The 25105-nt window shown below is 64.6% G+C and carries 23 protein-coding genes; 16 read left to right on the forward strand and 7 right to left on the reverse strand.

Features of this window, described 5'->3' with window-relative positions:
* Positions 1 to 21 precede the first annotated feature (21 nt).
* Entirely contained in the window at positions 22 to 957 is a 936-nt protein-coding gene (locus BGP02_RS17245; RefSeq protein WP_261938081.1) for a DMT family transporter, read from the reverse strand.
* 118 nt (positions 958 to 1075) lie between these two features.
* Positions 1076 to 2731: a helicase HerA-like C-terminal domain-containing protein gene (locus BGP02_RS17250; RefSeq protein WP_286798906.1), complete on the reverse strand. Its 1656-nt coding sequence runs from the start codon at positions 2729 to 2731 to the stop codon at positions 1076 to 1078.
* Between the two features lie 308 nt (positions 2732 to 3039).
* Between BGP02_RS17250 and BGP02_RS17255 the strand changes: the two genes are divergently transcribed.
* The 15 genes from BGP02_RS17255 (at position 3040) to BGP02_RS17325 (ending at position 18052) form a co-directional block, all read left to right on the forward strand.
* Complete coding sequence (locus BGP02_RS17255; RefSeq protein WP_017232872.1) at positions 3040 to 3765, forward strand: YebC/PmpR family DNA-binding transcriptional regulator; 726 nt, start codon at positions 3040 to 3042, stop codon at positions 3763 to 3765.
* Position 3766: 1 nt separating this feature from the next.
* Positions 3767 to 5044: a phosphoribosylamine--glycine ligase gene (gene purD / locus BGP02_RS17260; RefSeq protein ID WP_017232871.1), complete on the forward strand. Its 1278-nt coding sequence runs from the start codon at positions 3767 to 3769 to the stop codon at positions 5042 to 5044.
* Between the two features lie 303 nt (positions 5045 to 5347).
* Positions 5348 to 6232, forward strand: a complete 885-nt coding sequence (locus BGP02_RS17265; protein WP_286798907.1) for a mechanosensitive ion channel family protein — start codon at positions 5348 to 5350, stop codon at positions 6230 to 6232.
* Between the two features lie 125 nt (positions 6233 to 6357).
* Entirely contained in the window at positions 6358 to 7293 is a 936-nt protein-coding gene (gene hemF / locus BGP02_RS17270; RefSeq protein WP_017232869.1) for an oxygen-dependent coproporphyrinogen oxidase, read from the forward strand.
* 13 nt (positions 7294 to 7306) lie between these two features.
* Entirely contained in the window at positions 7307 to 8038 is a 732-nt protein-coding gene (locus BGP02_RS17275) for a nicotinate-nucleotide adenylyltransferase (RefSeq protein ID WP_286798908.1), read from the forward strand.
* 62 nt (positions 8039 to 8100) lie between these two features.
* The gene (gene rsfS / locus BGP02_RS17280; RefSeq protein WP_017232867.1) at positions 8101 to 8541 is read left to right on the forward strand and encodes a ribosome silencing factor; all 441 of its coding nucleotides are present in this window, start codon (positions 8101 to 8103) and stop codon (positions 8539 to 8541) included.
* Positions 8542 to 8568: 27 nt separating this feature from the next.
* Complete coding sequence (gene rlmH / locus BGP02_RS17285; protein ID WP_017232866.1) at positions 8569 to 9039, forward strand: 23S rRNA (pseudouridine(1915)-N(3))-methyltransferase RlmH; 471 nt, start codon at positions 8569 to 8571, stop codon at positions 9037 to 9039.
* A gap of 263 nt (positions 9040 to 9302) precedes the next feature.
* Entirely contained in the window at positions 9303 to 10634 is a 1332-nt protein-coding gene (gene ugpB / locus BGP02_RS17290) for a sn-glycerol-3-phosphate ABC transporter substrate-binding protein UgpB (RefSeq protein WP_017232864.1), read from the forward strand.
* 157 nt (positions 10635 to 10791) lie between these two features.
* Positions 10792 to 11688, forward strand: coding sequence for a sn-glycerol-3-phosphate ABC transporter permease UgpA (gene ugpA / locus BGP02_RS17295; RefSeq protein WP_017232863.1), 897 nt, complete (start codon positions 10792 to 10794; stop codon positions 11686 to 11688).
* The gene (gene ugpE, locus BGP02_RS17300; RefSeq protein ID WP_017232862.1) at positions 11685 to 12530 is read left to right on the forward strand and encodes a sn-glycerol-3-phosphate ABC transporter permease UgpE; all 846 of its coding nucleotides are present in this window, start codon (positions 11685 to 11687) and stop codon (positions 12528 to 12530) included. Before ugpA ends, ugpE begins: the two co-directional genes overlap by 4 nt.
* A gap of 2 nt (positions 12531 to 12532) precedes the next feature.
* Positions 12533 to 13630 carry a sn-glycerol-3-phosphate import ATP-binding protein UgpC gene (locus BGP02_RS17305; protein ID WP_286798909.1) on the forward strand — a complete coding sequence of 366 codons (1098 nt, stop codon included), beginning with the start codon at positions 12533 to 12535 and terminating at the stop codon, positions 13628 to 13630.
* Complete coding sequence (gene ugpQ / locus BGP02_RS17310) at positions 13627 to 14406, forward strand: glycerophosphodiester phosphodiesterase (protein WP_017232860.1); 780 nt, start codon at positions 13627 to 13629, stop codon at positions 14404 to 14406. The genes BGP02_RS17305 and ugpQ overlap by 4 nt, the downstream gene beginning before the upstream one ends.
* 214 nt (positions 14407 to 14620) lie before the next feature.
* A complete protein-coding gene (locus tag BGP02_RS17315) occupies positions 14621 to 15220 on the forward strand; it encodes a Maf family protein (RefSeq protein WP_017232859.1) in 600 nt (199 codons plus the stop codon).
* Positions 15221 to 15265: 45 nt separating this feature from the next.
* Positions 15266 to 16735: a ribonuclease G gene (rng, locus tag BGP02_RS17320; protein ID WP_017232858.1), complete on the forward strand. Its 1470-nt coding sequence runs from the start codon at positions 15266 to 15268 to the stop codon at positions 16733 to 16735.
* A gap of 30 nt (positions 16736 to 16765) precedes the next feature.
* Entirely contained in the window at positions 16766 to 18052 is a 1287-nt protein-coding gene (locus tag BGP02_RS17325; RefSeq protein ID WP_017232857.1) for a cation diffusion facilitator family transporter, read from the forward strand.
* 56 nt (positions 18053 to 18108) lie between these two features.
* Here BGP02_RS17325 and rfbC read toward each other — a convergent pair whose 3' ends face one another.
* The 5 genes from rfbC to msbA are packed head-to-tail and all read right to left on the reverse strand — an operon-like array spanning position 18109 to position 23110.
* The gene (gene rfbC / locus BGP02_RS17330) at positions 18109 to 18657 is read right to left on the reverse strand and encodes a dTDP-4-dehydrorhamnose 3,5-epimerase (RefSeq protein ID WP_017232856.1); all 549 of its coding nucleotides are present in this window, start codon (positions 18655 to 18657) and stop codon (positions 18109 to 18111) included.
* Positions 18658 to 18700: 43 nt separating this feature from the next.
* Positions 18701 to 19588: a glucose-1-phosphate thymidylyltransferase RfbA gene (gene rfbA / locus BGP02_RS17335; RefSeq protein WP_286798910.1), complete on the reverse strand. Its 888-nt coding sequence runs from the start codon at positions 19586 to 19588 to the stop codon at positions 18701 to 18703.
* Between the two features lie 7 nt (positions 19589 to 19595).
* Positions 19596 to 20660: a dTDP-glucose 4,6-dehydratase gene (rfbB, locus tag BGP02_RS17340; RefSeq protein WP_286798911.1), complete on the reverse strand. Its 1065-nt coding sequence runs from the start codon at positions 20658 to 20660 to the stop codon at positions 19596 to 19598.
* Between the two features lie 29 nt (positions 20661 to 20689).
* Positions 20690 to 21271, reverse strand: coding sequence for a peroxidase-related enzyme (locus tag BGP02_RS17345; protein ID WP_017232853.1), 582 nt, complete (start codon positions 21269 to 21271; stop codon positions 20690 to 20692).
* A 57-nt stretch (positions 21272 to 21328) separates the two neighbouring features.
* Positions 21329 to 23110, reverse strand: a complete 1782-nt coding sequence (gene msbA, locus BGP02_RS17350) for a lipid A export permease/ATP-binding protein MsbA (RefSeq protein WP_502688499.1) — start codon at positions 23108 to 23110, stop codon at positions 21329 to 21331.
* A 131-nt stretch (positions 23111 to 23241) separates the two neighbouring features.
* Between msbA and recQ the strand changes: the two genes are divergently transcribed.
* Positions 23242 to 25062 (forward strand): DNA helicase RecQ, encoded by a 1821-nt coding sequence (gene recQ, locus BGP02_RS17355; protein ID WP_286798912.1) that lies wholly within the window; start codon positions 23242 to 23244, stop codon positions 25060 to 25062.
* Positions 25063 to 25105: the final 43 nt, after the last annotated feature.

Genomic DNA, 25105 nt, shown 5'->3' on the forward strand with positions numbered 1-25105 from the left:
GCCGGGGCGACCCTCCCCGCCCTACCGCTCTCCCCGGCGTCCCCGGCCCGGGCGCCGCGTGGCCATCGCCACGCCAACGGCTGCCAGCCCCATCCCTCCCCACGCGAGCGGCGGCATGTGCTCCCCGACCATGAGCCACGCAGCAAGCGCCGCTGACGGCGGCACCAGGAAAAACAACGCCGAGACACGCGACGCTTCGCCACGCCGGATCATCGCCAGCAGCAACGAAATCGCGACGATCGAGTTGCCGATCACGAGGTAGACGAGCGCCGCGCCGAGCTGCCACGTCCATTCGATGTGCATCGGCTCCAGCCATGCGGCGAGCGGCAGCGTCGCCGCGAAGCCCACGGCGTATTGCACCAGATTGGACGTAACCGGGTGCTGGCCCACGCCGAAGCGCTTTTCGTAGAGCGTGCCGCACGTGATCGCGCCAAGCGCCACGAACGTCAGTACCAGCCCCAGCGCGGAAGTCGCCTCCACCGCCGAGCGCGCCACAATGACCAGCGCCGCCCCCGCCAGCCCCAGAACCAGTCCGACCCAGTTCAGCCCGCTCACGCGCTCGCCCACCAGGTGCGGCACGGCCAGCGCCACGAGAATCGGTTGCAGCGAGGTGATCAGCGCCACGCTGCCGGCCGACACGCCCAGGCGTAGCGCCAGATACGTCATGCTGAAGTACAGCGCCTGAATGAGCAGACCGATGACGACGAGATGGCCCCAGGCGGCCACGGTCTTCGGCAATGGCGGGCGCATGACGAGGGCCAGCGGCGCGAGCAGAACAAGCACCAGCCCGTAGCGAAGCGCGAGGAACGTGAGCGGGTCGGCATAGGTCAGGCCGATCTTGGCGACGGTAAAGCCGACCGACCAGAGAAACAAAAAAATCAGCGGCGCGGCGCGCAGCCACAACGGGTCGTGGGCGACACCGGTACGCACCGGTTCCAGCGAAGATTTCAGCGACATGAGGGGACGAGCGTTCGATGTAGGGGAGGCGGTGCCGGCGATACGTCAGTGGCAAGGCGTGCGCCACTCGCCACCGATCGTCGGACGGGGGTGTTGTCGCGGCGGCAGACAAGCCCGGTCATCGCCGCCTGCTGCCGCCGAGAATGCTGCCCAGCACGCCGCGCACGATTTCGCGGCCCAACTGGCTACCGATGGTGCGCGCCGTACTCTTGACCATCGCTTCGACGACCGTGTCCTTGCGCCGCGAGCCGCCCGCACCGCCCAGCAAACCGCCGAGCGAGTCCCTGACCGCGTCGAGCAGGCCACCGCCGGCCGTTTCGCCGGTGGTCGGCGGCGCGTCCGGCGCCTGCGGCACCGCCCCTCCGCCTGAGGCGGGCGGCACGTCGCCCTGGCGCGTCCGGGTGCGCCCGACCAGCACTTCGTAAGCCGACTCGCGATCCGCCGTTTTTTCGTACACGCCAGCCACGAGCGACGCGGCGATGAGCGCTGCACGCTCCTGCGGGGTAATCGGTCCGATGCGCGAAGCCGGCGGCGCGATGTACGCGCGCTCCGTCACGGCGGGACGCCCCTTCTCGTCGAGCAACGACACCAGCGCTTCGCCCACGCCCAGCTCGCCGATCACCGTTTCGATATCGAGCGACGGATTGGCGCGCATTGTCTGCGCCGCCACCTTGACCGCCTTTTGATCGCGCGGCGAATACGCCCGCAGCGCATGCTGCACGCGATTGCCCAACTGACCGAGCACGGTGTCCGGTACGTCGACCGGATTCTGCGTCACGAAGTACACGCCAACGCCCTTCGAACGAATCAACCGCACCATCTGCTCGATCCGCTCGAGTAACGGCTTCGGCGCCTCGTTGAACAACAAATGTGCCTCGTCGAAGAAGAACACGATCTTGGGCTTGTCGGGATCGCCCACCTCCGGCAGACGCTCGAACAGCTCGGCGAGCAGCCACAGCAGGAAGGTGGCGTAGATGCGCGGCGCGGCCAGCAGTTTGTCCGCCGCGAGAATGTTGACGATGCCGCGCCCTTGCGCGTCGGTCTGCATGAAGTCGTCGATATCGAGCATCGGTTCGCCGAAGAACTTGTCGGCGCCTTGTTGCTCGAGCGTGAGCAGCCCGCGCTGGATCGCGCCGACCGACGCGGCCGAGATGTTGCCGTACTGCGTGGTGAAGGTCGAGGCGTTTTCGCCCACGTGCTGGAGCATCGCGCGCAGGTCCTTGCTGTCGAGTAGCAGAAGGCCGTTGTCGTCGGCAATCTTGAAGACGAGATTGAGCACGCCGGTCTGCGTCTCGTTCAAGCCCAGCAGCCGCGAGAGCAACAGCGGACCCAGATCGGAGACCGTTGCGCGCACCGGGTGGCCCTGCTCGCCGAACACATCCCAAAGTGTGGCGGGGCTGCCATGCCAGTCGGGCGTTTCGAAGCCGAACTGGGCCATGCGCTCCTTAAGCTTGGGCGTTTCGGCGCCGGGCTGCGCGATGCCCGTCAGATCGCCTTTCACGTCAGCGAGGAACACGGGCACGCCGATGTCGGAGAAGGCCTGTGCCATGACCTGGAGCGTGACGGTCTTGCCCGTGCCGGTGGCCCCGGTAATCAACCCGTGGCGATTGCCCATGGCGGGCAGCAGGCCAAGAACGTGCTGGTCGTTGCGTGCGATGAGAAGCCGTTCGCCGGGGTCGCCGGCAGGGCTCGCAGCCCCGGTGGAGGCGGGCGGGGATGCCGTTGAGGAAGCGGCAAGCGACGAGGCTTGCGGCGGCACGGGCTTCTGGGGCATGAGAGACCTCGGCGGTAGACGCAGCGTGGCTCGTGACACGGCGCAGCAAACACCCGTGGCACGGTGCGGCGGCATGATAAAATTGCCTCCGATTATAGCGGCACGATGCCGCTCGGACTGCCCTGGCCCCGAAACGACGGGGGGACCGATGGGTCGACACGACCCATGGGCGCCAACGAGGCGATTCGGCAATTCGCGCCCGCGACCCCAGTGGTGGCGGGCGCGCCTGTTTCAATGGTTGGCCGCGCCGCACTGCGCTGGCCGGCAGAGGCTACTTCGCCGCACAGCGCGGCACGACGGAGAAATTCATGGCGGGTCATTCCAAATGGGCCAACATCAAACACAAGAAAGCGGCGGCAGATGCCAAGCGCGGTAAAGTCTGGACACGCCTGATCAAGGAAATCACGGTGGCCGCACGCCTGGGCGGCGGCGACGTCGACAGCAACCCGCGCCTGCGCCTGGCCGTGGAAAAGGCTGCCGACGCGAACATGCCCAAGGACAACGTCAAGCGCGCGATCGATCGCGGCGTTGGCGGTCTTGACGGCGCCAACTACGAAGAAATCCGCTACGAAGGCTATGGCATCAACGGCGCCGCGGTGATCGTCGATACCATGACGGACAATCGCGTGCGCACCGTCGCCGAAGTGCGCCATGCCTTCTCCAAGTTTGGCGGCAACATGGGCACCGACGGCTCGGTGGCGTTCCTCTTCACCCACTGCGGCCAGTTCCTGTTCGCGCCGGAGACGCCGGAAGACAAGCTGATGGACGTGGCGCTCGACGCCGGTGCCGACGACGTGATCACCAACGACGACGGCAGCTTCGAAGTCATCTGCCCGGCGAACGACTTCCAGGCCGTGAAGGCCAAGCTTGAAGCGGCCGGTCTGAAGGCCGAAGTCGCGGAAGTCACGATGAAACCGCAAACCGAAGTGGTCTTCACTGGCGAAGACGCCGTGAAGATGCAAAAGCTGCTCGACGCGCTCGAAAACCTCGACGACGTGCAGGAAGTATTCACCAACGCCGTCATCGAGGAATAAGATGAAGATTCTGGTTGTCGGCTCGGGCGGCCGCGAACACGCGCTGGCGTGGAAGCTTGCCCAATCGCCTCGTATTCAGTTGGTTTATGTCGCCCCGGGTAACGGCGGCACGGCGCTCGACGAGCGCCTGCGCAATGTCCCGATCAGCGATCCGAACGTGCTCGCCGAGTTCGCCGCGCGCGAAGGCATCGCGCTGACCGTGGTCGGCCCCGAAACGCCGCTCGCCGCCGGTATCGTCAACATCTTCCGCGCGCGTGGCCTGAAGATTTTCGGCCCGACGAAGGAAGCGGCGCAGCTCGAATCGTCGAAGGACTTCGCCAAGGCGTTCATGAAGCGCCACGGCATTCCCACCGCCGATTACGAAACGTTCTCCGACGCGGCCAGCGCCCACGCCTACATCAACGCCAAGGGCGCGCCGATCGTCATCAAGGCAGATGGCCTCGCCGCAGGCAAGGGCGTGGTCGTGGCGATGTCGCTCGACGAAGCGCATCACGCCGTCGACATGATGCTCGCGGACAACAAGCTCGGCGACGCCGGTGCCCGCGTGGTGATCGAGGAGTTCCTGCAAGGCGAGGAAGCCAGCTTCATCGTGATGGTCGACGGCAAGAACGTGCTGCCGCTCGCCACGTCGCAGGATCACAAGCGCCTGCTCGATCACGATCAGGGACCCAATACCGGCGGCATGGGCGCGTATTCGCCCGCACCGATCGTCACGCCGCAGATCCATGCGCGCGTGATGCGCGAGATCATTCTGCCAACCGTGCGCGGCATGGAAACCGACGGCATCCGCTTCACGGGCTTCCTGTACGCCGGTCTGATGATCGACGCGCAAGGCAACGTCAAGACGCTCGAATTCAACTGCCGCATGGGCGACCCCGAAACGCAGCCGATCATGGCGCGCCTGAAGGGCGACTTTTCGGTCGTGGTCGAGCACGCGATTGCGGGCACGCTCGACAAGGTCGAACTCGACTGGGACCGCCGTTATGCGCTGGGCGTGGTGCTCGCCGCGCACGGCTATCCGGACACGCCGCGCAAGGGTGACCGAATCTCCGACGTGCCGGCCGAGACCGCCGAATGCGTCACGTTCCACGCGGGCACCCAGCTCGAGAACGACGTGCTGACGGTGACGGGCGGGCGGGTGCTGTGCGTGGTGGGCTTGTCCGACACCGTGCGCGGCGCGCAGAGCGTGGCCTACCAGACCGTCAATCAAATCAATTTCGACGGTATGCAGTATCGTCACGATATCGGCAACCGCGCACTGGCGCGCAAACCGGAGTAAGCCCGCCGAAGTCAGGCAACGGGCGTCAGGTCGGCCACGCTTGAAGGCAGACCTTGAAGCGCCAAATCGTTGTGCTACGGCCCGGAGACGTCATGTCGTCCGGGCCGTTGTCGTTTTGGCGGGCGTTTTAGCGGCCGTTCTGGCGGCACCACGACCGCGAATGCCGTCACGGCGTCGCGATTGACAAGCGCGGAGCAAGTTGGCACGCTGACACGGCGCGGGTGCGTCACCACCGCGCGTCCGGCCAGCCCCGGCGGAATGCATACAGTTTTCCCGACAGACCCTCGCTCGACGGAGACTTACATGTTCGATCTCGACAAGCTGGTCAACGATTATCTGATGCCGTTCGGCCTGAAGATTGTGATGGCCGTCGTCATCTGGATCGTCGGCGGTATCGTCATCAATGTGGTGGCGCGACTCGTGCGCAGCGCCATGACTCGCCGGGCCATCGATCCCACCCTCGTTCGTTACACCGAATCGACGCTGCGCATCGCCTTGCGCATTGCGCTGATCATTTCCATCCTCAGTGTCTGCGGCATCGAGACGACTTCGTTCGCCGCGCTGCTCGCCGCCGCCGGCATCGCCATCGGGGCGGCCTGGTCCGGACTCCTGTCGAACTTCGCCTCCGGCATCTTCCTCATCGTGCTGCGCCCCTTCAAGACCGGCGACATGATCAGCGCAGGCGGCGTGACCGGGGTGGTCGACGAGATCGGCCTGTTCGTCACCACGCTCACGACGGCGGACAATCTGCGGGTGTACGTCGGCAACACGAAGGTCTTCGGCGACAACATTACGGTGTACGACGCCAACGCGTTTCGCCGCGTCGACTTGACGGCGCAGCTCGCCCACACGGTCGATGTGCAGGACGCGATAACGCGCCTGAAGGCACGCATCGCGCAGATCCCGAACGTGATGAGCACGCCCGTGATCGATGTGGTGATTCTCGAATTCAATCCCGCCGGGCCGGTGCTCGCGGTGCGTCCGTACTGCCACAACCGCGATTACTGGCAGGTATATTTCGATACCAACCGGGCCATCGCCGAGGTGGGTGGCATGGCTCAATGGCCGGTGCCGGCGCCGCGTCAGATCCTCATGCCGCCGCCGGGCGACCCTGGCAAAGGCATGCCCATTGCGCCCGCGGGCGGCGCGCCAGCGGCCAGTCCTCTGCCCAACGCGCCAGCGCCGTGACCGCCAACGCTTGATGCAGGTCATTCGGGCGGCATTCGGCGCCACCGTTTGCCGCGTCGGCCTGCCCCCGACCGCGTGGCTGCCGGTACAATCGCGGTTATTACCACGCATCGGGACGTCACAGAATGACAGCGCAAGACGCCGCACCGGCGCCGGATACGGGCGCAGTGCGAACTTATCTGCTCGGGCTTCAGGACCGCATTGTCGAAACGCTCGGGCGCCTCGACGGCAAACGCTTCCTCGCCGACGACTGGCAACGTCCGGCCGATAGCGCACTGCGCGGGGACGGCCGCACCCGCGTGCTCGACGATGGCGACTTCTTCGAGCGCGGCGGCGTGAACTTCTCTCATGTGGTCGGCGACAAGCTGCCAGGTTCGGCCAGCGCCTCCCGCCCGGAGTTGGCCGGGCGTGGCTTCGAAGCCCTCGGTGTCTCGCTCGTGCTGCATCCGCGCAATCCGTACTGCCCGACTGTGCACTTCAACGTGCGCATTCTGATCGCCACGGCTCCCGGCCAGTTGCCCGCGTTCTGGTTCGGCGGCGGTATGGATCTCACGCCGTACTATCCGTTCGAAGAGGACTGCCGGCACTTTCATCAGACCTGCAAGGACGCGCTCGATCCGTTCGACACCGCGTGGTATCCGCGTTTCAAGACGTGGTGCGACGAGTACTTCTACCTGAAGCATCGCCAGGAGCCGCGCGGCATCGGCGGCATCTTCTTCGACGACTTCTCGGGCGGCGGTTTCGACACGGGCTTCGCCGTCATGCAAAGTGTGGGCGATGCCTTCCTCGACGCTTATGTCCCGATCGTCGAGCGCCGTCGCGGCATGCCCTACGGTGAGCGCGAACGGGATTTCCAGGCCCACCGGCGTGGCCGCTATGTCGAATTCAACCTGGTCTGGGACCGTGGCACCCATTTCGGCCTGCAATCGGGGGGGCGCACCGAATCGATCCTGATGTCGATGCCGCCGATCGTGAAATGGCACTACGACTGGAAGCCCGAGCCGGACACCCCGGAAGCGAAGCTCTATACCGACTTCCTCGTGCGCCGCGAGTGGGTATGAAGGCCGGCCGCGAATGACCGTCTCCTCCGCTACTGGGCACGACGCCACGCATCCGTCGCCCGCCAGTCCGATCCGGTGCATCGGCGTGCTCGGCGGCACGTTCGATCCGATTCACACCGGGCACCTCGCGCTCGGCGCACTGTTCGCGCGCACACTCGCCCTCGACGAACTGATCCTGATGCCAGCCGGCCAGCAGCCGCAAAAGCAAGGCAGCACCGCGGCCGAACATCGTCTGGCTATGACACGCCTCGCCGCGGAGCAACTCGCCGCAGCGCTCGCGCGCACGCAACCGTCCACCCGGTTGCGCGTCAGCACGCGCGAGATCGAGCGCGCCGGGCCGAGCTACACAGTCGATACGCTGCGCGAGATGCGCCGTGACCTGGGCCCGCAGGTCTCGCTCTCGCTGCTTATCGGCTCCGACCAACTGGTGCGCCTGGATACCTGGCACGCCTGGCGCGAGCTGTTCGACTACGCGCACGTCTGCGCGGCCGCGCGACCCGGTTTCCGCTGGGCCACCGCCTCCTCGGAACTGCGCCAAGTCTTCGCCGAACGGGAAAAGTCCGCGCTCGGGGTACAATCCACGCCATGCGGCGGCATACTGATCGACAACTCACTGGCTGTCGACATCTCCGCCACCGAGTTGCGCGCCACGCTGGCGCACGCGCGAGACGCGGCCACGCCCCCGGCGAATCTGCCCGAATCCGTGTGGCATTACATCCGCGCGCAACACCTGTATCGCGCCTGACGGCCCTTGGCCCTTACCCGGTCGCCGCTTCGGCGCTCCCTGTTTCACCAAAAAGACGCACTATGGATATTCGTAAACTTCAGCGCCTGATCGTCGACGCCCTCGAAGACGTCAAGGCCCAGGACATCAAGGTGTTCAACACCGAGCACCTCACCGCCCTGTTCGAGCGCGTGATCATCGCGAGCGGCACGTCCAATCGCCAGACCAAGGCGCTCGCCGCAAGCGTGCGGGACAAGGTCAAGGCCGCCGGCGGCGACATCGTCAGCATGGAAGGCGAAGACGTCGGCGAATGGGTGCTGGTCGACACGGGCGACGTCATCGTGCACATCATGCAGCCGGCCCTGCGCCAGTACTACAACCTCGAAGAGATCTGGGGCGAGAAGCCCGTGCGCCTGAAAGCGGCCGGTACCAAGGCCGGCGCCAAGGCCAGCGCGGAAGATCACGAAGACGACGAGGACGACGCCGTCGACGCGCCGGCCCCCGCACGCCGCAAGGCAAAGTAAGCCGGCACTGCGCGGAACTCAGCCGACATGCGTCTGTTCATACTCGCGGTCGGGCACAAGATGCCCGGCTGGATCGAGACCGCTTTCGCCGAGTACGCCAAGCGCATGCCGCCCGAGCTGCGTATCGAACTCAAGGAAATCAAACCGGAGCAACGCTCCAACTCCCGCACGGCCGAGACGGTGATGGCGGCCGAAGCGCAGCGCATCGATGCGGCCCTGCCGCGTGGCTGCCGCCTCGTGTGCCTGGACGAACGCGGACAGGACCTCACGACGATGCGTCTGGCCCAATCGCTCACCGGCTGGCAGCAAGACGGGCGCGACGTGGCGTTCGTGATCGGCGGCGCAGACGGCCTCGACCCGGCCCTCAAGGCGCGCGCCGACACCCTCATCCGGCTCTCCAGCCTGACGATGCCCCACGGTATGGTGCGGGTATTGCTCGCCGAGCAGCTCTACCGCGCGTGGAGCATCAATGCCAATCATCCCTATCACCGCGTCTGACGACACACCAGGTCAGAAATAAGTCGGAAATAAGTCAATTCGTCTTGTGCGGTGCAACGTCGCGTTGCGCCGCACGCCAAATCGCGCGCAACGCCTCGCTGCCCGGCATCCCCAGACGATTGTCAATCCCCTTAGACGCCGCCATGCAACACGCGTTGTGCGCTGCGGGTGGAAAAAACACAATGACGTGGTAGTCTAGCCCGCGCTGCAAGGTTCGCACCGCGAACAACAACTAGACTTCTCGTGAACCACCGGAGATTGGCATGAAGCAACCGTCCCTGCGAAGTATCGTTTTGGCCGGCGTTGGCGCTGCAATGGCGTTCGGCATGAGCACGTCGGCCCTGGCCGCAACCGAGATTCAGTTCTGGCACTCGATGGAATCGGCCCTCGGCGATCGCGTCAATCAGATCGCCAACGATTTCAACGCGTCGCAAAGCGACTACAAGATTGTCCCGATCTACAAGGGCAACTACGAGCAGGGACTGGCCGCCGGTATCGCCGCGTTCCGCGCCGGTAACGCACCGGCCATTCTTCAGGTGTACGAAGTGGGTACGGCCACGATGATGCAAGCCAAGAAGGCGGTCAAGCCGGTGTGGCAAGTCATGAAGGACGCCGGCGAGCCGTTCGACGAAGCGGCGTTCGTGCCGACCGTGGCGAGCTACTACGCGGACAGCAAGACCAACCATCTCGTGTCGATGCCGTTCAACAGCTCGACGCCGGTGCTGTATTACAACAAGGACGCCTTCAAGAAGGCGGGCCTCGATCCGAATACCCCGCCGAAGACCTGGGCCGACGTGAAGACCGACGCCGAGAAGCTCAAGGCCGCCGGCCTGTCGTGCGGTTTCAGCACCGGCTGGCAGGGCTGGACGCAACTCGAAAACTACAGCGCCTGGCATGCCCTGCCGTTCGCCACGAAGAACAACGGCTTCGACGGTCTTGACGCCAAGCTGAACTTCAACGGCCCGCAGCAGATCAAGCACATCCAGTTCCTGGCCGACATGGCCAAGGAAGGCACGTTCACGTATGTGGGCCGCAAGGATGAAGTGACCTCGAAGTTCTACAGCGGCGACTGCGGCATTGCCATCACCTCATCGGGCGCCCTCGCCAACATCGCCAAGTACGCCAAGTTCAGCTATGGCGTGGGCATGATGCCGTACGATGCCAACGTGAAGGGTGCACCGCAGAATGCCATGATCGGGGGCGCCAGCCTGTGGGTGCTCGCTGGCAAATCGTCCGCCGAGTACAAGGGCGTGGCCAAGTTCCTGAACTACCTCGCGTCGCCCGCGGTGGCGGCGAAGTGGCACCAGGATACCGGTTACCTGCCGGTGACGAAGGCCGCCTATGAACTGACCGAGAAGCAAGGCTTCTACGCGAAGAACCCCGGCGCCGACGTGGCCATCAAGCAGATGCTCAACAAGCCGCCTCTGCCGTTCACGCGGGGTCTGCGCCTGGGCAACATGCCGCAGATTCGCACGGTGGTCGACGAGGAACTCGAAGGCGTGTGGAGCGGCAAGCAAACGCCCAAAGCCGCGCTGGACAAGGCCGTTGCGCGTGGCGACGAGCTGCTGCGCCGCTTCCAGAAACAAGGCGGCTAAGCCGTCCTCAAAACGCACGATCGCGCACGCCAAGCCGGCGAATTGGCGAATGAATGGCGTTCGCGGCGCGCATTGCGGCGTTACCGTCGCGACGTTACTATGACCACCCGGCCCGTCGACAACACGGGCCGGGTTGGTTTTTTCTGCTCATTACGTTATGGCGCATAACTCCAGAGAACGCCCTCGCTTCGGAACCGGCTGGCTGCCCTACGCGCTCGTCGCCCCGCAGCTCCTCATTACCGTCGTGTTCTTCCTGTGGCCCGCGGGCGAGGCCCTGTGGCAATCGACATCGGCGCAGGACGCCTTTGGGCTGTCCAGTGAGTTCGTCGGCCTGGACAACTTCGTTTCGCTATGGCGCGACCCGCTCTACCTCGCGTCGTTTCGCACCACGATGATCTTCAGCGGGTTGGTGACGGTCTGCGGACTGGTCATCTCGTTGCTGCTCGCGGCCATGGCCGACCGGGTCACGCGGGGCAAGCGCACCTACCAGACGCTGCTCATCTGGCCCTACGCGGTGGCACCGGCCATCGCGGCCGTACTGTGGGCCTTCCTGTTCAATCCGAGCATCGGGCTTGTCACCTACGGCCTGGCGAAGCTCGGCATCGAGTGGAATCACGCGCTCAATGGCGGCCAGGCGATGTTCCTCGTCGTGCTCGCCTCGATCTGGAAGCAGATCAGCTACAACTTCCTGTTCTTCTACGCGGGTTTGCAGGCGATTCCGCGCTCGCTCGTGGAAGCGGCGGCCATCGACGGCGCCGGGCCGATCCGGCGCTTCTTCGGGCTGGTGTTGCCGCTGATTTCGCCGACGACGTTCTTCCTGCTCGTGGTCAACCTCGTGTACTCGTTCTTCGACACGTTCCCGGTGATCGATGCCGCGACCGGCGGTGGGCCGGGTCAGTCGACCATGACGCTGATCTACAAGATCTACTCGGAAGGCTTCAAGGGGCTCGACCTCGGCAGCTCGGCTGCCCAGTCGGTGGTGCTGATGGTCATCGTCATCGTGCTCACGGTCGTGCAGTTCCGTTTCATTGAACGCAAGGTGCAATACGCATGATCGAGAATCGTCGCGGCCTGGATATCTTCTGCCACGTCATGCTGGTCATCGGCGTGCTGTTGGTCGTCTTCCCGCTCTATGTGGCGTTCGTCGCCGCCACCATGAACGAGCGCGAAATCTTCAACGTTCCGTTGTCCCTCATCCCGAGCACGCACCTGCTCCAGAACCTTGCCACCGTGTGGAATCAGGGCACGGGCGATTCCGCCATGCCGTTTGGGCTAATGCTCGGCAACAGCCTGTTCATGGCGCTGGTCATCACCATCGGCAAGATCTCGGTGTCGATCCTGTCGGCCTTCGCCATCGTGTATTTCCGTTTCCCGTTGCGCAATCTGTTCTTCTGGCTGATCTTCGTCACGCTGATGCTGCCGGTCGAAGTGCGGATCTTCCCAACGGTACAGGTGATCTCGACCCTCGGCCTCATCAACACCTACACGGGCATGACGTTGCCGCTTATCGCGTCGGCCACGGCCACGTTCCTGTTCCGGCAGTTCTTCATGACGCTGCCCGACGAACTCGTCGAAGCCGCGCGCATCGATGGCGCCGGCCCGATGCGCTTCTTCGTCGACGTGGTGTTGCCGCTCTCGAAAACGAACATCGCGGCGCTGTTCGTCATCACCTTCATCTATGGCTGGAATCAGTACCTGTGGCCGATTCTGGTGACCAACGCCCCGTCGATGACGACGGCCGTGGTCGGCATCAAGAGCATGATCGGCAGCGGCGACACCGCCACCCAATGGCAACTCGTCATGAGCGCCACGCTGCTCGCCATGTTGCCGCCCCTCGCGGTGGTCCTGCTCATGCAGCGTTGGTTCGTGCGCGGTCTGGTCGATTCGGAAAAGTAATCATGGCAAATCTCAAACTCCATCGCGTCAAAAAAACCTACGACCGGAAGAACTATGTCCTGCACGGTGTCGACATCGACATCGAAGACGGCGAATTCGTGGTCATCGTCGGCCCCTCCGGTTGCGGCAAGTCGACGCTGCTGCGCATGGTGGCCGGCCTCGAATCGGTCAGCGAAGGCAGCATCCTGATCGGCTCGCAAGTCGTCAATGAACTGGAGCCGAAGGATCGCAATATCGCGATGGTGTTCCAGAACTACGCGCTTTATCCGCACATGGATGTGCGCCAAAACATGTCGTACGGCTTGAAGATCCGCGGCATCGACAAGAAGATCATCGACGAGCGCGTGCTCACCGCCGCACGCATTCTGGAACTGGAACCCCTGCTCGCACGCAAGCCGCGCGAACTCTCGGGCGGTCAGCGCCAGCGCGTGGCCATGGGCCGCGCGATCGTGCGTGAGCCCGCGGTATTCCTGTTCGACGAACCGCTCTCGAACCTCGATGCCAAGCTGCGTGTGCAGATGCGTCTGGAAATCCAGCGGCTGCACGCGCGCCTCAAGACCACCAGCCTGTATGTCACCCACGATCAAATCGAGGCGATGACGTTGGCGGATCGCGTGATCGTCATGAACAAGGGCTACGCCGAGCAGATCGGCACCCCGACGGATGTGTACGAGCGCCCCGCATCGCTGTTCGTGGCGAGCTTCATGGGCTCGCCCGCCATGAACCTGCTGAAGGGCCGCGTAGACTCGGAAGGCCGTACGTTCGAGGTCGACGGTGGCGGGCCGGCCCTGCGTCTGCCGCCCACGAGCATGGCGTATGCCAACCGTGAACTCGTGCTCGGCGTGCGCCCCGAACATCTGGTGCCCGCCGAGCAGCACAACGGCCTGGGTGCCTTTGCCGCGCAGACCAACATCCTCGTCGATCAGCTCGAACTGCTCGGCGCCGACAATCTGGCGCATGGCCGCTGGGGCGAGCAGCCCGTCACGGTGCGTCTGCCGCACGAGATGCGGCCGGCGGCGGGTACGGTGGTGCCGCTGGCCATCTCGGCCAAGGCGTTGCACCTGTTCGATCCGACGACCGGCAAGCGAGTCGAAGCATGACCGCCCCCTCGACACCGACGCGTTTGTGGCCCGCCTGGCCCTATCCCCGCATCGTCGCGCACCGTGGCGGCGGTAAGCTGGCCCCGGAAAACACGTTGGCCGCGTTCGAGATGGGGGCCTCGCTCGGCCTGCGCATGGTCGAGTTCGATGCCAAGCTCTCGGCGGATAACACCGTCTTCCTGCTGCACGACGACACGGTCGATCGGACCAGCAACGGGCACGGCGCTGCCGCGCAAATGACCTACGCCGACATCGCAAAACTCGATGCCGGCAGTTGGTTTGGCGAGCGCTTCGCGGGTCAGGCGATGCCGACCCTCGCCCAGGTGGCCGAGCGCTGTATTGCGCTGGGGCTGGCGGCGAACGTCGAAATCAAACCGTGCCCGGGCCGCGAGGCGGAAACGGGCAAGCGGGTCGCCCAGGCCGTGCAGGCGCTGTGGGCCGGACAGGCCCAGCCGCCGTTGCTCTCGTCGTTCTCGTACGACGCGCTCGAAGCCGCGGCGGCCGCTGTCCCCGACCTGCCGCGCGGCATGCTGTACGAGGCCATTCCGGCGCATTGGCGCGAGGACGCCCGCCAGCTCGGCACCGTCTCGCTGCACGCGAGCCATCAGCCGCTCGACGGCCCGCAGGTCGCACAGATCAAGGCGGCCGGCCTGCAAATGCTGGTCTACACGGTCAACGATCCGGCCCGTGCACGTGAACTGGCGGCGTGGGGTGTCGATGCCATCTGCACCGACCGCATCGACCTGATCGGCGCCGACTTCCTCGCCGACGCTTGAACGCTTGCCCCGCGGAGTCCTCGGCAATCCGCGGCAATCCGCCCGTTTTCCCGTCGACATCGCCGTCTGCCCCCCGCGCGCGCTGGCGGGCGTGAGCGCAAGGCGGCATAATAGGGCGTTCCCCCTCGCCCAGCCCATCCCGCGGCCCGGTGCACGCGCTTGCCAGTCGTTGCGAAGCCGTGTGCCGGGCTGGACGAATTCAAGCCAAGCCGCCATGCCGTACATCTATCTCGCGTCGCAAAGTCCCCGCCGCCAGGAACTGTTGCAACAGCTCGGCGTTCGTTTCGAGCTGCTGCTGCCGGGCGCCCACGAGGACGCCGAAGCACTCGAAGCCGTGCTGCCGGGAGAGCCACCGGACGACTACGTGCAGCGCGTCACGCGTGCCAAGGCCGAAGCGGCGCTCACGCGTCTCGCCCGCGCAGGCCTGCCTGGCGCCCCCATTCTGGCGGCCGACACGACGGTATGCCTGGACGGCACCATCCTCGGCAAGCCTTTCGACGACGCCGACGCCTGTGCCGTACTCGCCCGTCTGTCGGGCACACGCCATCGTGTGCTGACCGCCGTGGCCGTCTGCGCCGACGGCCAGATCCATCAGGCAGTGAACATCTCGCATGTCTGGTTCCGGCCGATGCGCCGTGAAGAGATCGAGCGTTACGTCGCCTCGGGCGAGCCGAGAGGCAAGGCCGGGGCATACGGTATTCAGGGCAAGGCCGCCGAATTCGTGCTGCGCATCGATGGCAGCTACTCCGGCATCATGGGGCTACCGCTGTGCGAGACCGCCGCGCTGTTGCGCCAGGCCGGCGTCGACTTCTGACGCTTACCGAATTTGCCAAGCCTTATTGAGTCGGGTCGACACTCTATGAACGAAGACATTCTGGTCAACATCACGCCACAGGAAACCCGTGTGGCACTCATGCAGCTCGGTGCCGTGCAGGAATTGCACATCGAGCGCACGCTCTCGCGCGGCCTGGTCGGCAACATCTATCTGGGCAAGGTCGTGCGCGTGCTGCCAGGCATGCAATCGGCGTTCATCGATATCGGGCTGGAGCGAGCGGCGTTCCTGCACGTGGCCGATATCTGGCATCCGCGTACGAACAACGACACCTCCACGCCTCATCCGCAGCCGCCAATCGAGAAAACGGTGTTCGAGGGGCAGACGCTGATGGTGCAGGTCATCAAGGATCCGATCGGCACCAAGGGCGCGCGCCTGTCGACGCAGATCAGCATTGCCGGGCGCACGCTCGTCTACCTACCGCAGGAGCCCCACATCGGCATTTCGCAGCGCATCGAGAGCGAAGCGGAGCGCGAGGCGCTGCGCAGCAAGATCCAGGCGCTCGTGCCGGCCGACGAGAAAGGCGGCTTCATCGTGCGCACCATCGCGGAAGACGCGGCCGACGCCGAACTGGCGAACGACATCGCCTATCTGCGCAAGTCCTGGCAAACCATCGGCGAGCAGAGCACGCGCGTGCCTGCGCCTGCCCTGCTGTATCAGGATCTGAACCTTGCCCAGCGCGTGCTGCGCGATTTCGTGCACGAGGAGACGGGCAAAATCCTGGTCGACTCGCGCGAGACGTTCCAGAAGCTGGCCGAATTCGCGACCACTTATACACCGGCGGTGCTCGGCAAGCTCACGCATTACACCGGCGAGCGGCCGCTGTTCGACCTGTACAACGTCGAGACGGAAATCGAGCGGGCGTTGTCGCGTCGCGTCGATCTGAAGTCCGGCGGGTATCTGATGATCGATCAGACCGAGGCGATGACGACCATCGACGTGAACACCGGCGGCTACGTCGGCGCACGCAACTTCGACGACACGATCTTCAAAACGAACCTCGAAGCGGCCTTGATGATCGCGCGCCAGTTGCGGCTGCGCAATCTGGGCGGGATCATCATCATCGACTTCATCGACATGGAGAACACCGAGCATCGCGATTCGGTGCTCGCCGAACTGAAGAAGGCGCTCGCCCGCGACCGGACGCGCATTACCGTGAACGGCTTCTCCCAGCTCGGACTCGTCGAAATGACCCGCAAGCGCACGCGCGAGTCGCTCGCCCATGTGCTGTGCGAGCCGTGTGCCGTCTGTCAGGGCAAGGGACAGGTCAAGACGCCGCGCACGCTGTGCTACGACATTCTGCGCGAGATTCTGCGCGAATCGCGTCAGTTCAATCCGCGCGAATTCCGCCTGATCGCCTCGCAGGAAGTCGTCGATCTGTTCCTCGAAGAGGAGTCTCAGCATCTCGCGATGCTGATCGACTTCATCGGCAAGCCGATTTCGCTGCAGGTGGAGTCGTCGTTCCATCAGGAACAGTACGACATCATTTTGATGTAACCGCACTCAACGCTCCCACGTTCCGACGTCATGCCCTACTCGAACTACGACAACCTGGCGGCATCGAGCGAGGCGCTCGACAAACACGCTGTCGCGCGCAAGACAACCTGGGTCAGCATCTGGGTCAATATCGTGCTCACGACGGCGCAGATCGTCATCGGCATCTTCGCCCGTTCGCAGGCATTGATTGCCGACGGCATTCACTCGCTCTCGGACATCGTCTCGGACTTCGTCGTGCTGGCCGCCGCAAGGGGCAGCGCCCGTGCGCCGGACGCCGACCACCCCTACGGTCATAGCCGCTACGAAAACGCGGCGTCGTTGTTTCTTGGCGTCATTCTGCTCGTGGTGGGGGCGGGAATGCTCTGGCGCGGCATCGAGCGGCTGCTGCATCCGGAAGACATTCCGGAAGTGCACATGATCGCGCTGGTCGTTGCGGTTCTGGTGCTGGTCAGCAAGGAAGGCCTCTTTCGCTATATGCTGCGCGCCGCGCAGCGCGTGCGCTCGGCGATGCTCGTGGCCAATGCGTGGCACGCGCGCTCCGACGCGCTCTCGTCGCTCGTCGTGGCGTTCGGTATTCTGGGCAACCTTGCGGGCTATCGCATTCTCGACCCGCTGGCCGCCGCCCTCGTGGGACTGATGATCGGACGCACCGGGTGGAAGTTCGGCTGGAACGCGTTGCAGGATCTCATCGATCGCGGCGTGGACGACGCCACGACTGTCACCATTCGGGAACGGCTACTCGCGACGCCCGGCGTGCGCACCATCGACATGCTGCGCACGCGGCGCATGGGCGATGAAATCGTCGTCGATGTGCACATCCTCGTCGATGCGCGTCTGTCGGTCTCGGAGGGACACTACATCGCGGAACAGGCGCGCGCGACGGTCATGCTGGAGCCGCAGATTCTCGATGTACTCGTACACGTCGATCCGGAGAGCGACACCAAGGGCACCGCATTGCAGCAATGGCCTGCGCGCTCGGTCGTGGTCAGCGCGGCAGAGGCGCTGTGCCGCGCCAATGCGCTGGCGCTGCACGACGTCAAACTGCACTATCTGAACAACGGGCTGGAAGCCGACGTGATTGTCGAAGGGCTGCGTGAACCGGCAAGTTCGGGCGCGGAGGGCGTGCCCATCGACGACGGCATCGAACCGTCGTCGCAGAGCGTGGCCGATGCGCTCACCGCGCGCTTTGGCCTGCGCGCCGTGAGAATACTGCGGGTGACGGGCGACACGTCTGCCGCACCGGGCGAGGCAGACGTCGCCAACCGCGCAGCGCCGCCCGCAAAAGCCACGGCCGCCGCCGGCCCCGCCGTCGATTGACGACCGGGCTGAAGCGGCCGAGGGTACCCCTACGGAACGGTGTTCCGTAGGCGACATCAGTCTTCGTGCCGGTACTCCGAGAACAGCATGCCCTGCCGATCCTTGTCCGAGACGATCGGCGTGATGCCGTCGAGCGGCCAGGGAATCGCAAGCGTCGGGTCGTCCCAGCGAATGCAGCGCTCGAACTGCGGCGCCCAGTAATCCGTGGTCTTGTACAGCACTTCGGCCGTCTCCGACGTCACCACGAAACCGTGGGCGAAACCTACCGGGATCCATAGCTGCTTCTTGCTTTCGGCGCTCAGCACCTCCGCGACCCACTTGCCGAAGGTCGGCGAGCCTTCACGAATATCGACCGCCACGTCGTAGATTTCGCCGTGCAGCACGCGCACGAGCTTGCCCTGTGGTTGCTTGACCTGGTAGTGCAGGCCGCGCAGTACGCCACGGACCGAGCGCGACTGGTTGTCCTGCACGAATGTGAGCGCCTCGCCGAGCGCGTTGTCGAAGCCGCGTTGGTTGAAGCTCTCGAAGAAATGGCCGCGAGCGTCGCCAAAGACCTTCGGTTCGATCACGCGAACGGCAGGAATGGCGGTGGGAGTCACTTGCATAGCGAGATACCGGTTAGGATCGAAGGAAAGCGTCGCGGCAAGCTCAGAACAACCGCTCGCGCAACATCGAGAGCAAGTATTGGCCGTAACCGGTCTTGGCGAGCGGTTGCGCGAGTGCCTCGATGGCGGCGGCATCGATCCAGCCGCGCCGGTATGCGATCTCTTCGGGGCATGCGACCTTCAGGCCCTGACGGCTTTCGATCGTCTGGATGAATGTGCTCGCCTCGAGCATCGATTCGTGCGTGCCGGTATCCAGCCATGCATAACCCCGCCCCATGATCTGGACGTTGAGCTTGCCGCGACGCAGGTATTCGTTGTTGACGTCGGTGATTTCCAGCTCACCACGCGCCGACGGCTTGATCGAGCGAGCAATCTCGATGACGTCGTTGTCGCAGAAGTACAAACCGGTCACGGCGTAGCGCGACTTCGGCGCCTTGGGTTTCTCGACGAGGTCGATGGCTTTGCCGCTTTCATCGAACGTCACCACGCCGTATCGCTCGGGATCGTTCACGCGGTAGGCGAACACGGAAGCCCCTTCCGTCTGGTTATTCGCAGCAGAAAGTAGTGACGCGAAATCGTGCCCGTAGAACAGATTATCGCCAAGCACCAGCGCGCATGGGTCGCGACCGATGAAGTCCGCGCCGATCAGGAATGCCTGCGCCAGTCCGTCCGGCGACGGTTGCACGGCGTATTGCAGGTTCAATCCCCACTGACTGCCGTCGCCCAGCAGTTGCTCGAAGCGCGGCGTGTCCTGCGGCGTCGAGATGATCAGCACGTCCCGAATCCCCGCCAACATCAGCGTGGACAACGGGTAATAGATCATCGGCTTGTCGTAGACCGGGAGCAACTGCTTGGAGACCGCGAGCGTCGCCGGATACAGTCGCGTACCGGAGCCGCCCGCGAGAATGATGCCCTTGCGCTTGATACTCATGCGTGCCTCAGTCGTTCTTTTGATAGTGCGTTTCGATCCAGCGCTGGTATTCGCCTGACTGCACCTGGCGCACCCACTCCCCGTTGGCGAGGTACCACTGTACCGTCTTGCGCATGCCGGTCTCGAACGTCTCGGCCGGGCGCCAGCCCAGTTCGCGCTCGAGCTTGCGCGCGTCGATGGCATAGCGGCGGTCGTGGCCCGGGCGGTCGGTGACGAACGTGATCTGATCGCCGTACGATTTGCCGTCGGTGCGCGGCGACAGTTCATCGAGCAGTGCACACAGGTGCTTCACGACCGACAGGTTGTTCTGCTCGTTCCAGCCGCCCACGTTGTACACCTCGCCCGTGACGCCTCTGGCGAGCACCTCGCGAATGGCGGAGCAATGGTCGCCGACATACAGCCAGTCGCGCACGTTGCTGCCGTCGCCATAGATCGGCAACGGCTTGCCGGCCAGCGCATTGGCGATCACCAGCGGGATAAGCTTTTCGGGGAATTGGTACGGGCCGTAGTTGTTCGAGCAGTTGGTCGTGAGCACCGGCAGGCCATAGGTGTGGTGATAGGCACGCACCAGATGGTCGGAACCGGCCTTCGACGCCGAGTACGGGCTGTTGGGGGCGTACGGCGTGGTCTCGGTGAAGGCCGGATCGCTCGGGCTCAGTGAGCCATAGACTTCGTCCGTCGAGACGTGCAGGAAGCGGAAGGCATCGCGCGCCTCGCCGTCGAGCGTTCCCCAATAGGCGCGTGCGGCTTCGAGCATCGTGAACGTGCCGACGATGTTCGTCTGCACGAAGTCACCTGGGCCGTGGATGGAGCGGTCGACGTGGCTCTCCGCCGCGAAGTGCAGCACCGCGCGCGGCCGATGCGCGGCGTACAGCCGACCGAGGGCGTCGCGGTCGCAGACATCGACTTGGGCAAAGCGATGCCGCCGGTCATGCTCGATACCCGCAAGATTGGCGAGATTGCCCGCGTAAGTCAGCTTATCGATGGTCAACACAGGTTCGTCATGCTGCGCGAGCCAGTCAAGAACGAAATTCGCACCGATAAACCCGGCACCGCCAGTCACAAAGATCATGGGCTAAAAATAAAGAAGGGGGAGCGGCCTTACTTGCGCGGCACGCGTCCCATCAAAAAGAATTCGTCGTTCGGCCGCATCGAAATGGCGTTGGCGATGCGGTTGGACATGCCGAAAAACGCCGTGATCGCGGCGATGTCCCAGATGTCCTCGTCGTCGAGACCGTGTTGGCGCAGCGCCGCGTAATCGTCGTCGCCGACTTCGTGGGAGCGCTCGCACACCTTCATCGCATAGTCGAGAATCGCCCGCTGACGCGCGCTCAGGTCCGCCTTCAGATAGTTGACGGCCACCTGATCGGCGAGCAGCGGCTGCTTTTCATAAATGCGCACCAGCGCACCGTGTGCAACGACACAATACAGACACTGATTCACCGCGCTCGTGGCGACCACGATCATCTCGCGTTCGCCTTTGCTCAGATTGCCTTCTTTGGCCATCAGCGCATCGTGATACGCAAAAAAAGCGCGGAATTCAGCGGGGCGATGCGCCAGCGTGAGGAACACGTTCGGGATGAAGCCGGCCTTTTCCTGCACGTCGTCGATACGTGCCCGAATATCGGCCGGCAACGCGGCAAGGTCGGGCACAGGGAAACGGCTGATCGGCGGCTGACTCATCGTGATCTTCTCCAGGTCGGGCGGATAAGCGCTGACGTTCGCGACGCGACGGCGACGTCAGGCGTCCTGCTGCTGCGCGTACTGAATACGGTGCAGATGCGCGTAGAGGCCATTATGCGCCACCAGCGCCTGGTGCGAGCCCTGCTCCACGATGCGGCCGTGTTCAAGCACGACGATCCGGTCGGCGCGCTCAATGGTCGAGAGGCGGTGCGCGATCACCAGCGTGGTTCGCCCTTCCATCAAGACTTCCAGCGCGGCCTGCACGTGGCGCTCGGACTCCGAATCCAGCGCGGACGTTGCTTCGTCCAGGATCAGGATCGGGGCATCCTTGTAAATCGCGCGTGCGATGGCCAGACGTTGACGCTGACCGCCCGACAGGCGCATGCCGTTGTCGCCCACGAGCGTTTCGACGCCTTCGGGCATGGCCGCGACCGCATCGGCCAGATTGGCCGCCCGCAGCGCTGCCTGCACGCGCTCGGCGTCGATCTCTTGGCCGTAGGCCACGTTTGCGGCGATGGTGTCGTTGAACAGCACGACGTCCTGGCTCACGAACGCAATTTGACGACGCAGATCGGCCAGGCGCAGGTCCGTCAGCGCAATGTCGTCGAGCAGAATCCGGCCACCGGTCGGATCGTAGAAGCGCGGCACCAGATTGACCAGCGTGGTCTTGCCGCTGCCGGAGGGCCCCACCAGCGCCACCATCTCACCGGGCGCCACCTCGAGCGAGATCCGATCGAGCGTCGGACGCTCGCTGGCACCATAGTGGAAGCTCACCTGATCGAACGTCACGCGCCCCTTGGCGCGCTCGAGTGTGCGCTCGCCGCCGGTCGGCTCGACTTCGACGTCCATGACTTCGAAAATCAGCTCCGCGGCCGTCACGCCACGCTGCAGCGGCTGGTTGACATCCATCAGATGCTTGAGCGGGGAGACGACCAGCAGCAGCGCCGTGACGAAGGCCGTGAAGCCGCCCACGGTCATCTCGCCCGAGGACGACTCGATCATCGCCACCGTAATGACGATGGCCAGTGCCAGCGAGGCGAGGGCCTGCGTCACCGGCTGCGCCAGACCGCCTGAGACGGTCACGCGCATGGCATAACCGCGCAGCGTGCTCGTCATCTTGTCGAAGCGCGACTTTTCGTACGCTTCGCCGTTGTGAATCTTCACCACCTTGTAGCCGCCCACGGCTTCTTCGACCACGTATGACAGCGCATTGGTCAGCGTTTGCTGCTCGCGGTTCAAACGACGCAGGCGCCGGTTGATCTTGCCGACGAGCCAGCCGATGAACGGCAGAATCACAGCCACGACGAGCGTAAGGCGCCAGTTCAGATAGAACAGGTAGCCCAGCAGGCCGACGACAGTGAGCGAATCGCGCACGAGCGTGATGAGCACCGTGGTCAGTACGCCGAGCACCTGATTGACTTCATAGACGAGTGCATTGATGAGCGTGCTCGTCGTCTCGCGTTGATAGAAGACGGCCGGCGCATGCAGCAGGCGGTCGAACATGCGCACGCGCAGGTCGAGCAGCACGCGGTTGGACACCCACGAGAGCATGTAGTTGGCCGAATATTGCGCTACCCCCCGGATGACAGCCAGACCGATCACGGCGGCAGGCACGTACCACAGATTCCATGGATCCTGGCCCGAGAACCCCTTGTCGAGCACCGGCTTGAGGACGGCCGGAATGGCCGCTTCGGTCGCGGCCACGAGCGCCATGGCGAGAACGGCCAGCAGGCCCATGTGCCAATACGGCTGAAGATAGCCCAGCAGACGCCGAAGAATCGGTCCGACGGGCTTGTGCGGTGCGCTCATGTAGGTGGGGGACGACGGAAAAACCGCTATTCTATCGTACCGGCCGGTCTTGCCGGGACACGTCCGAGCCTGACTCGGACATCACCGCAAAATTCATCACAATGGCCGCGCTCGGGGCCGATGCGCGCCGCAGCCGGGGGGGAACCGGTATACTCCCGCCCATGGCAAGCGCACTCGAAGTCCTCCGTACCGTATTCGGCTATAACGCATTCCGTGGCGATCAGGCCGCTATCGTCGACCACGTAGCCGACGGGGGCGACGCGCTTGTGCTGATGCCGACCGGCGGCGGCAAGTCCCTGTGTTATCAGATCCCCGCGTTGCTGCGCCCCGGCGTCGGCATCGTCGTCTCGCCGCTCATCGCGCTCATGCAGGACCAGGTCGATGCGCTGCTGCAAGCCGGGGTGCGCGCGGCCTATCTGAACTCCAGTCTCGGCTTCGACGAAGCGCTCGATACCGAGCGCCGCGCCGCCCGCGGCGAACTCGATCTGCTCTACGTGGCGCCCGAGCGCTTGCTGACCGATCGTTTTCTCGACCTGCTCGACCGACTCGACGCGCGCGGGCAACTGGCGCTGTTCGCCATCGACGAGGCGCATTGCGTCTCGCAATGGGGGCATGACTTCCGTCCCGAATACATTCAGCTCTCGGCACTTCACGAACGTTATCCGCGCGTACCGCGCATCGCGCTGACCGCCACGGCGGACGCCGCGACGCGCGAGGACATCCAGACGCGGCTTGGCCTGACCGAGGCGCGGTTGTTCGTCTCGAGCTTCGACCGGCCGAACATTCGCTACGAGATCGTCGATCGCGACAATCCCCGCAAGCAGTTGCTCGCGTTTCTAGGGCGGCACCGGGGCGAGGCGGGCATCGTCTATTGCCTGTCGCGCAAGAAGGTGGAAGAAACCGCCGCCTGGCTCGAGACGCAGGGCATTCCGGCCCTGCCCTATCACGCCGGGCTGGACGCGGACGTGCGCCGCACGCACCAACAGCGCTTCCTGCGCGAGGAAGGGCTGGTGATGTCGGCCACGGTTGCCTTCGGCATGGGCATCGACAAGCCCGACGTGCGTTTCGTCGCCCACCTGGATTTGCCCAAGAGCCTCGAAGCCTACTATCAGGAGACGGGGCGCGCGGGGCGCGACGGCGAACCCGCCGAAGCCTGGATGACGTATGGGCTGAACGACGTCGTGGTGCATCGCAGCCGCATCGACGAGTCGAACGCTCCCGACCAGCAAAAGCGCATCGAACGCCAGAAACTCGACGCCCTGCTCGGCTATTGTGAAGCGCCGCGCTGCCGCCGCACCGTGCTGCTGTCGTATTTTGGCGAATCGAGCGCGCCGTGCGGCAACTGCGATGTCTGCCTGAGTCCGCCCGAAGTCTTCGACGGGACCATCGCCGCCCAGAAGGCCCTCTCGGCCATACTGCGTACGGGCCAGCGTTTTGGCGCCGGGCATCTGGTCGATCTGCTGCGCGGGCGCAGCACCGACAAGATTCGTCAGTTCGGGCACGAAGCCCTGCCGACGTTCGGCGTTGGCGGTGAACTCGACGATCAAGGCTGGCGCGCGGTGTTCCGGCAGTTGATCGCGCATGGCATCATCGAGCCCGACAGCAGTCAATACGGCGCGCTGACGCTCAACGCGGCGGCACGCCCGGTGCTCAAGGGGGAAACGACACTGTCGTTGCGGCGCCAGCGGGCCTCCGTCGGAAAGAAGAGCCGTTTTGCCGGGTATGCGTCGTCGCAGGCGATCGAGCTGGATACTGCCGATCAGCAACTGTTCGAAAAGCTGCGGGCCTGGCGGCAGGAGATCGCCAAGACGCAGCAGGTGCCCGCCTACGTTATCCTGCACGACCGGACACTGCGCGAACTCGCCCAGCGTCGCCCCCGCCATCGCGAGGGGTTGGCCGATATCACCGGACTCGGCGAAGCCAAGATCGAACGCTACGGTGAAGCGCTTGTCGAGTTGCTCAACGACGTTGCCAACGCTTGATCACCGCGCGGGTCCGGCAATCGGACGCCGCCATTTCGTGAGT

The sequence above is a fragment of the Pandoraea sp. 64-18 genome (assembly GCF_001899225.1).
GTDB lineage: Bacteria > Pseudomonadota > Gammaproteobacteria > Burkholderiales > Burkholderiaceae > Pandoraea > Pandoraea cepalis.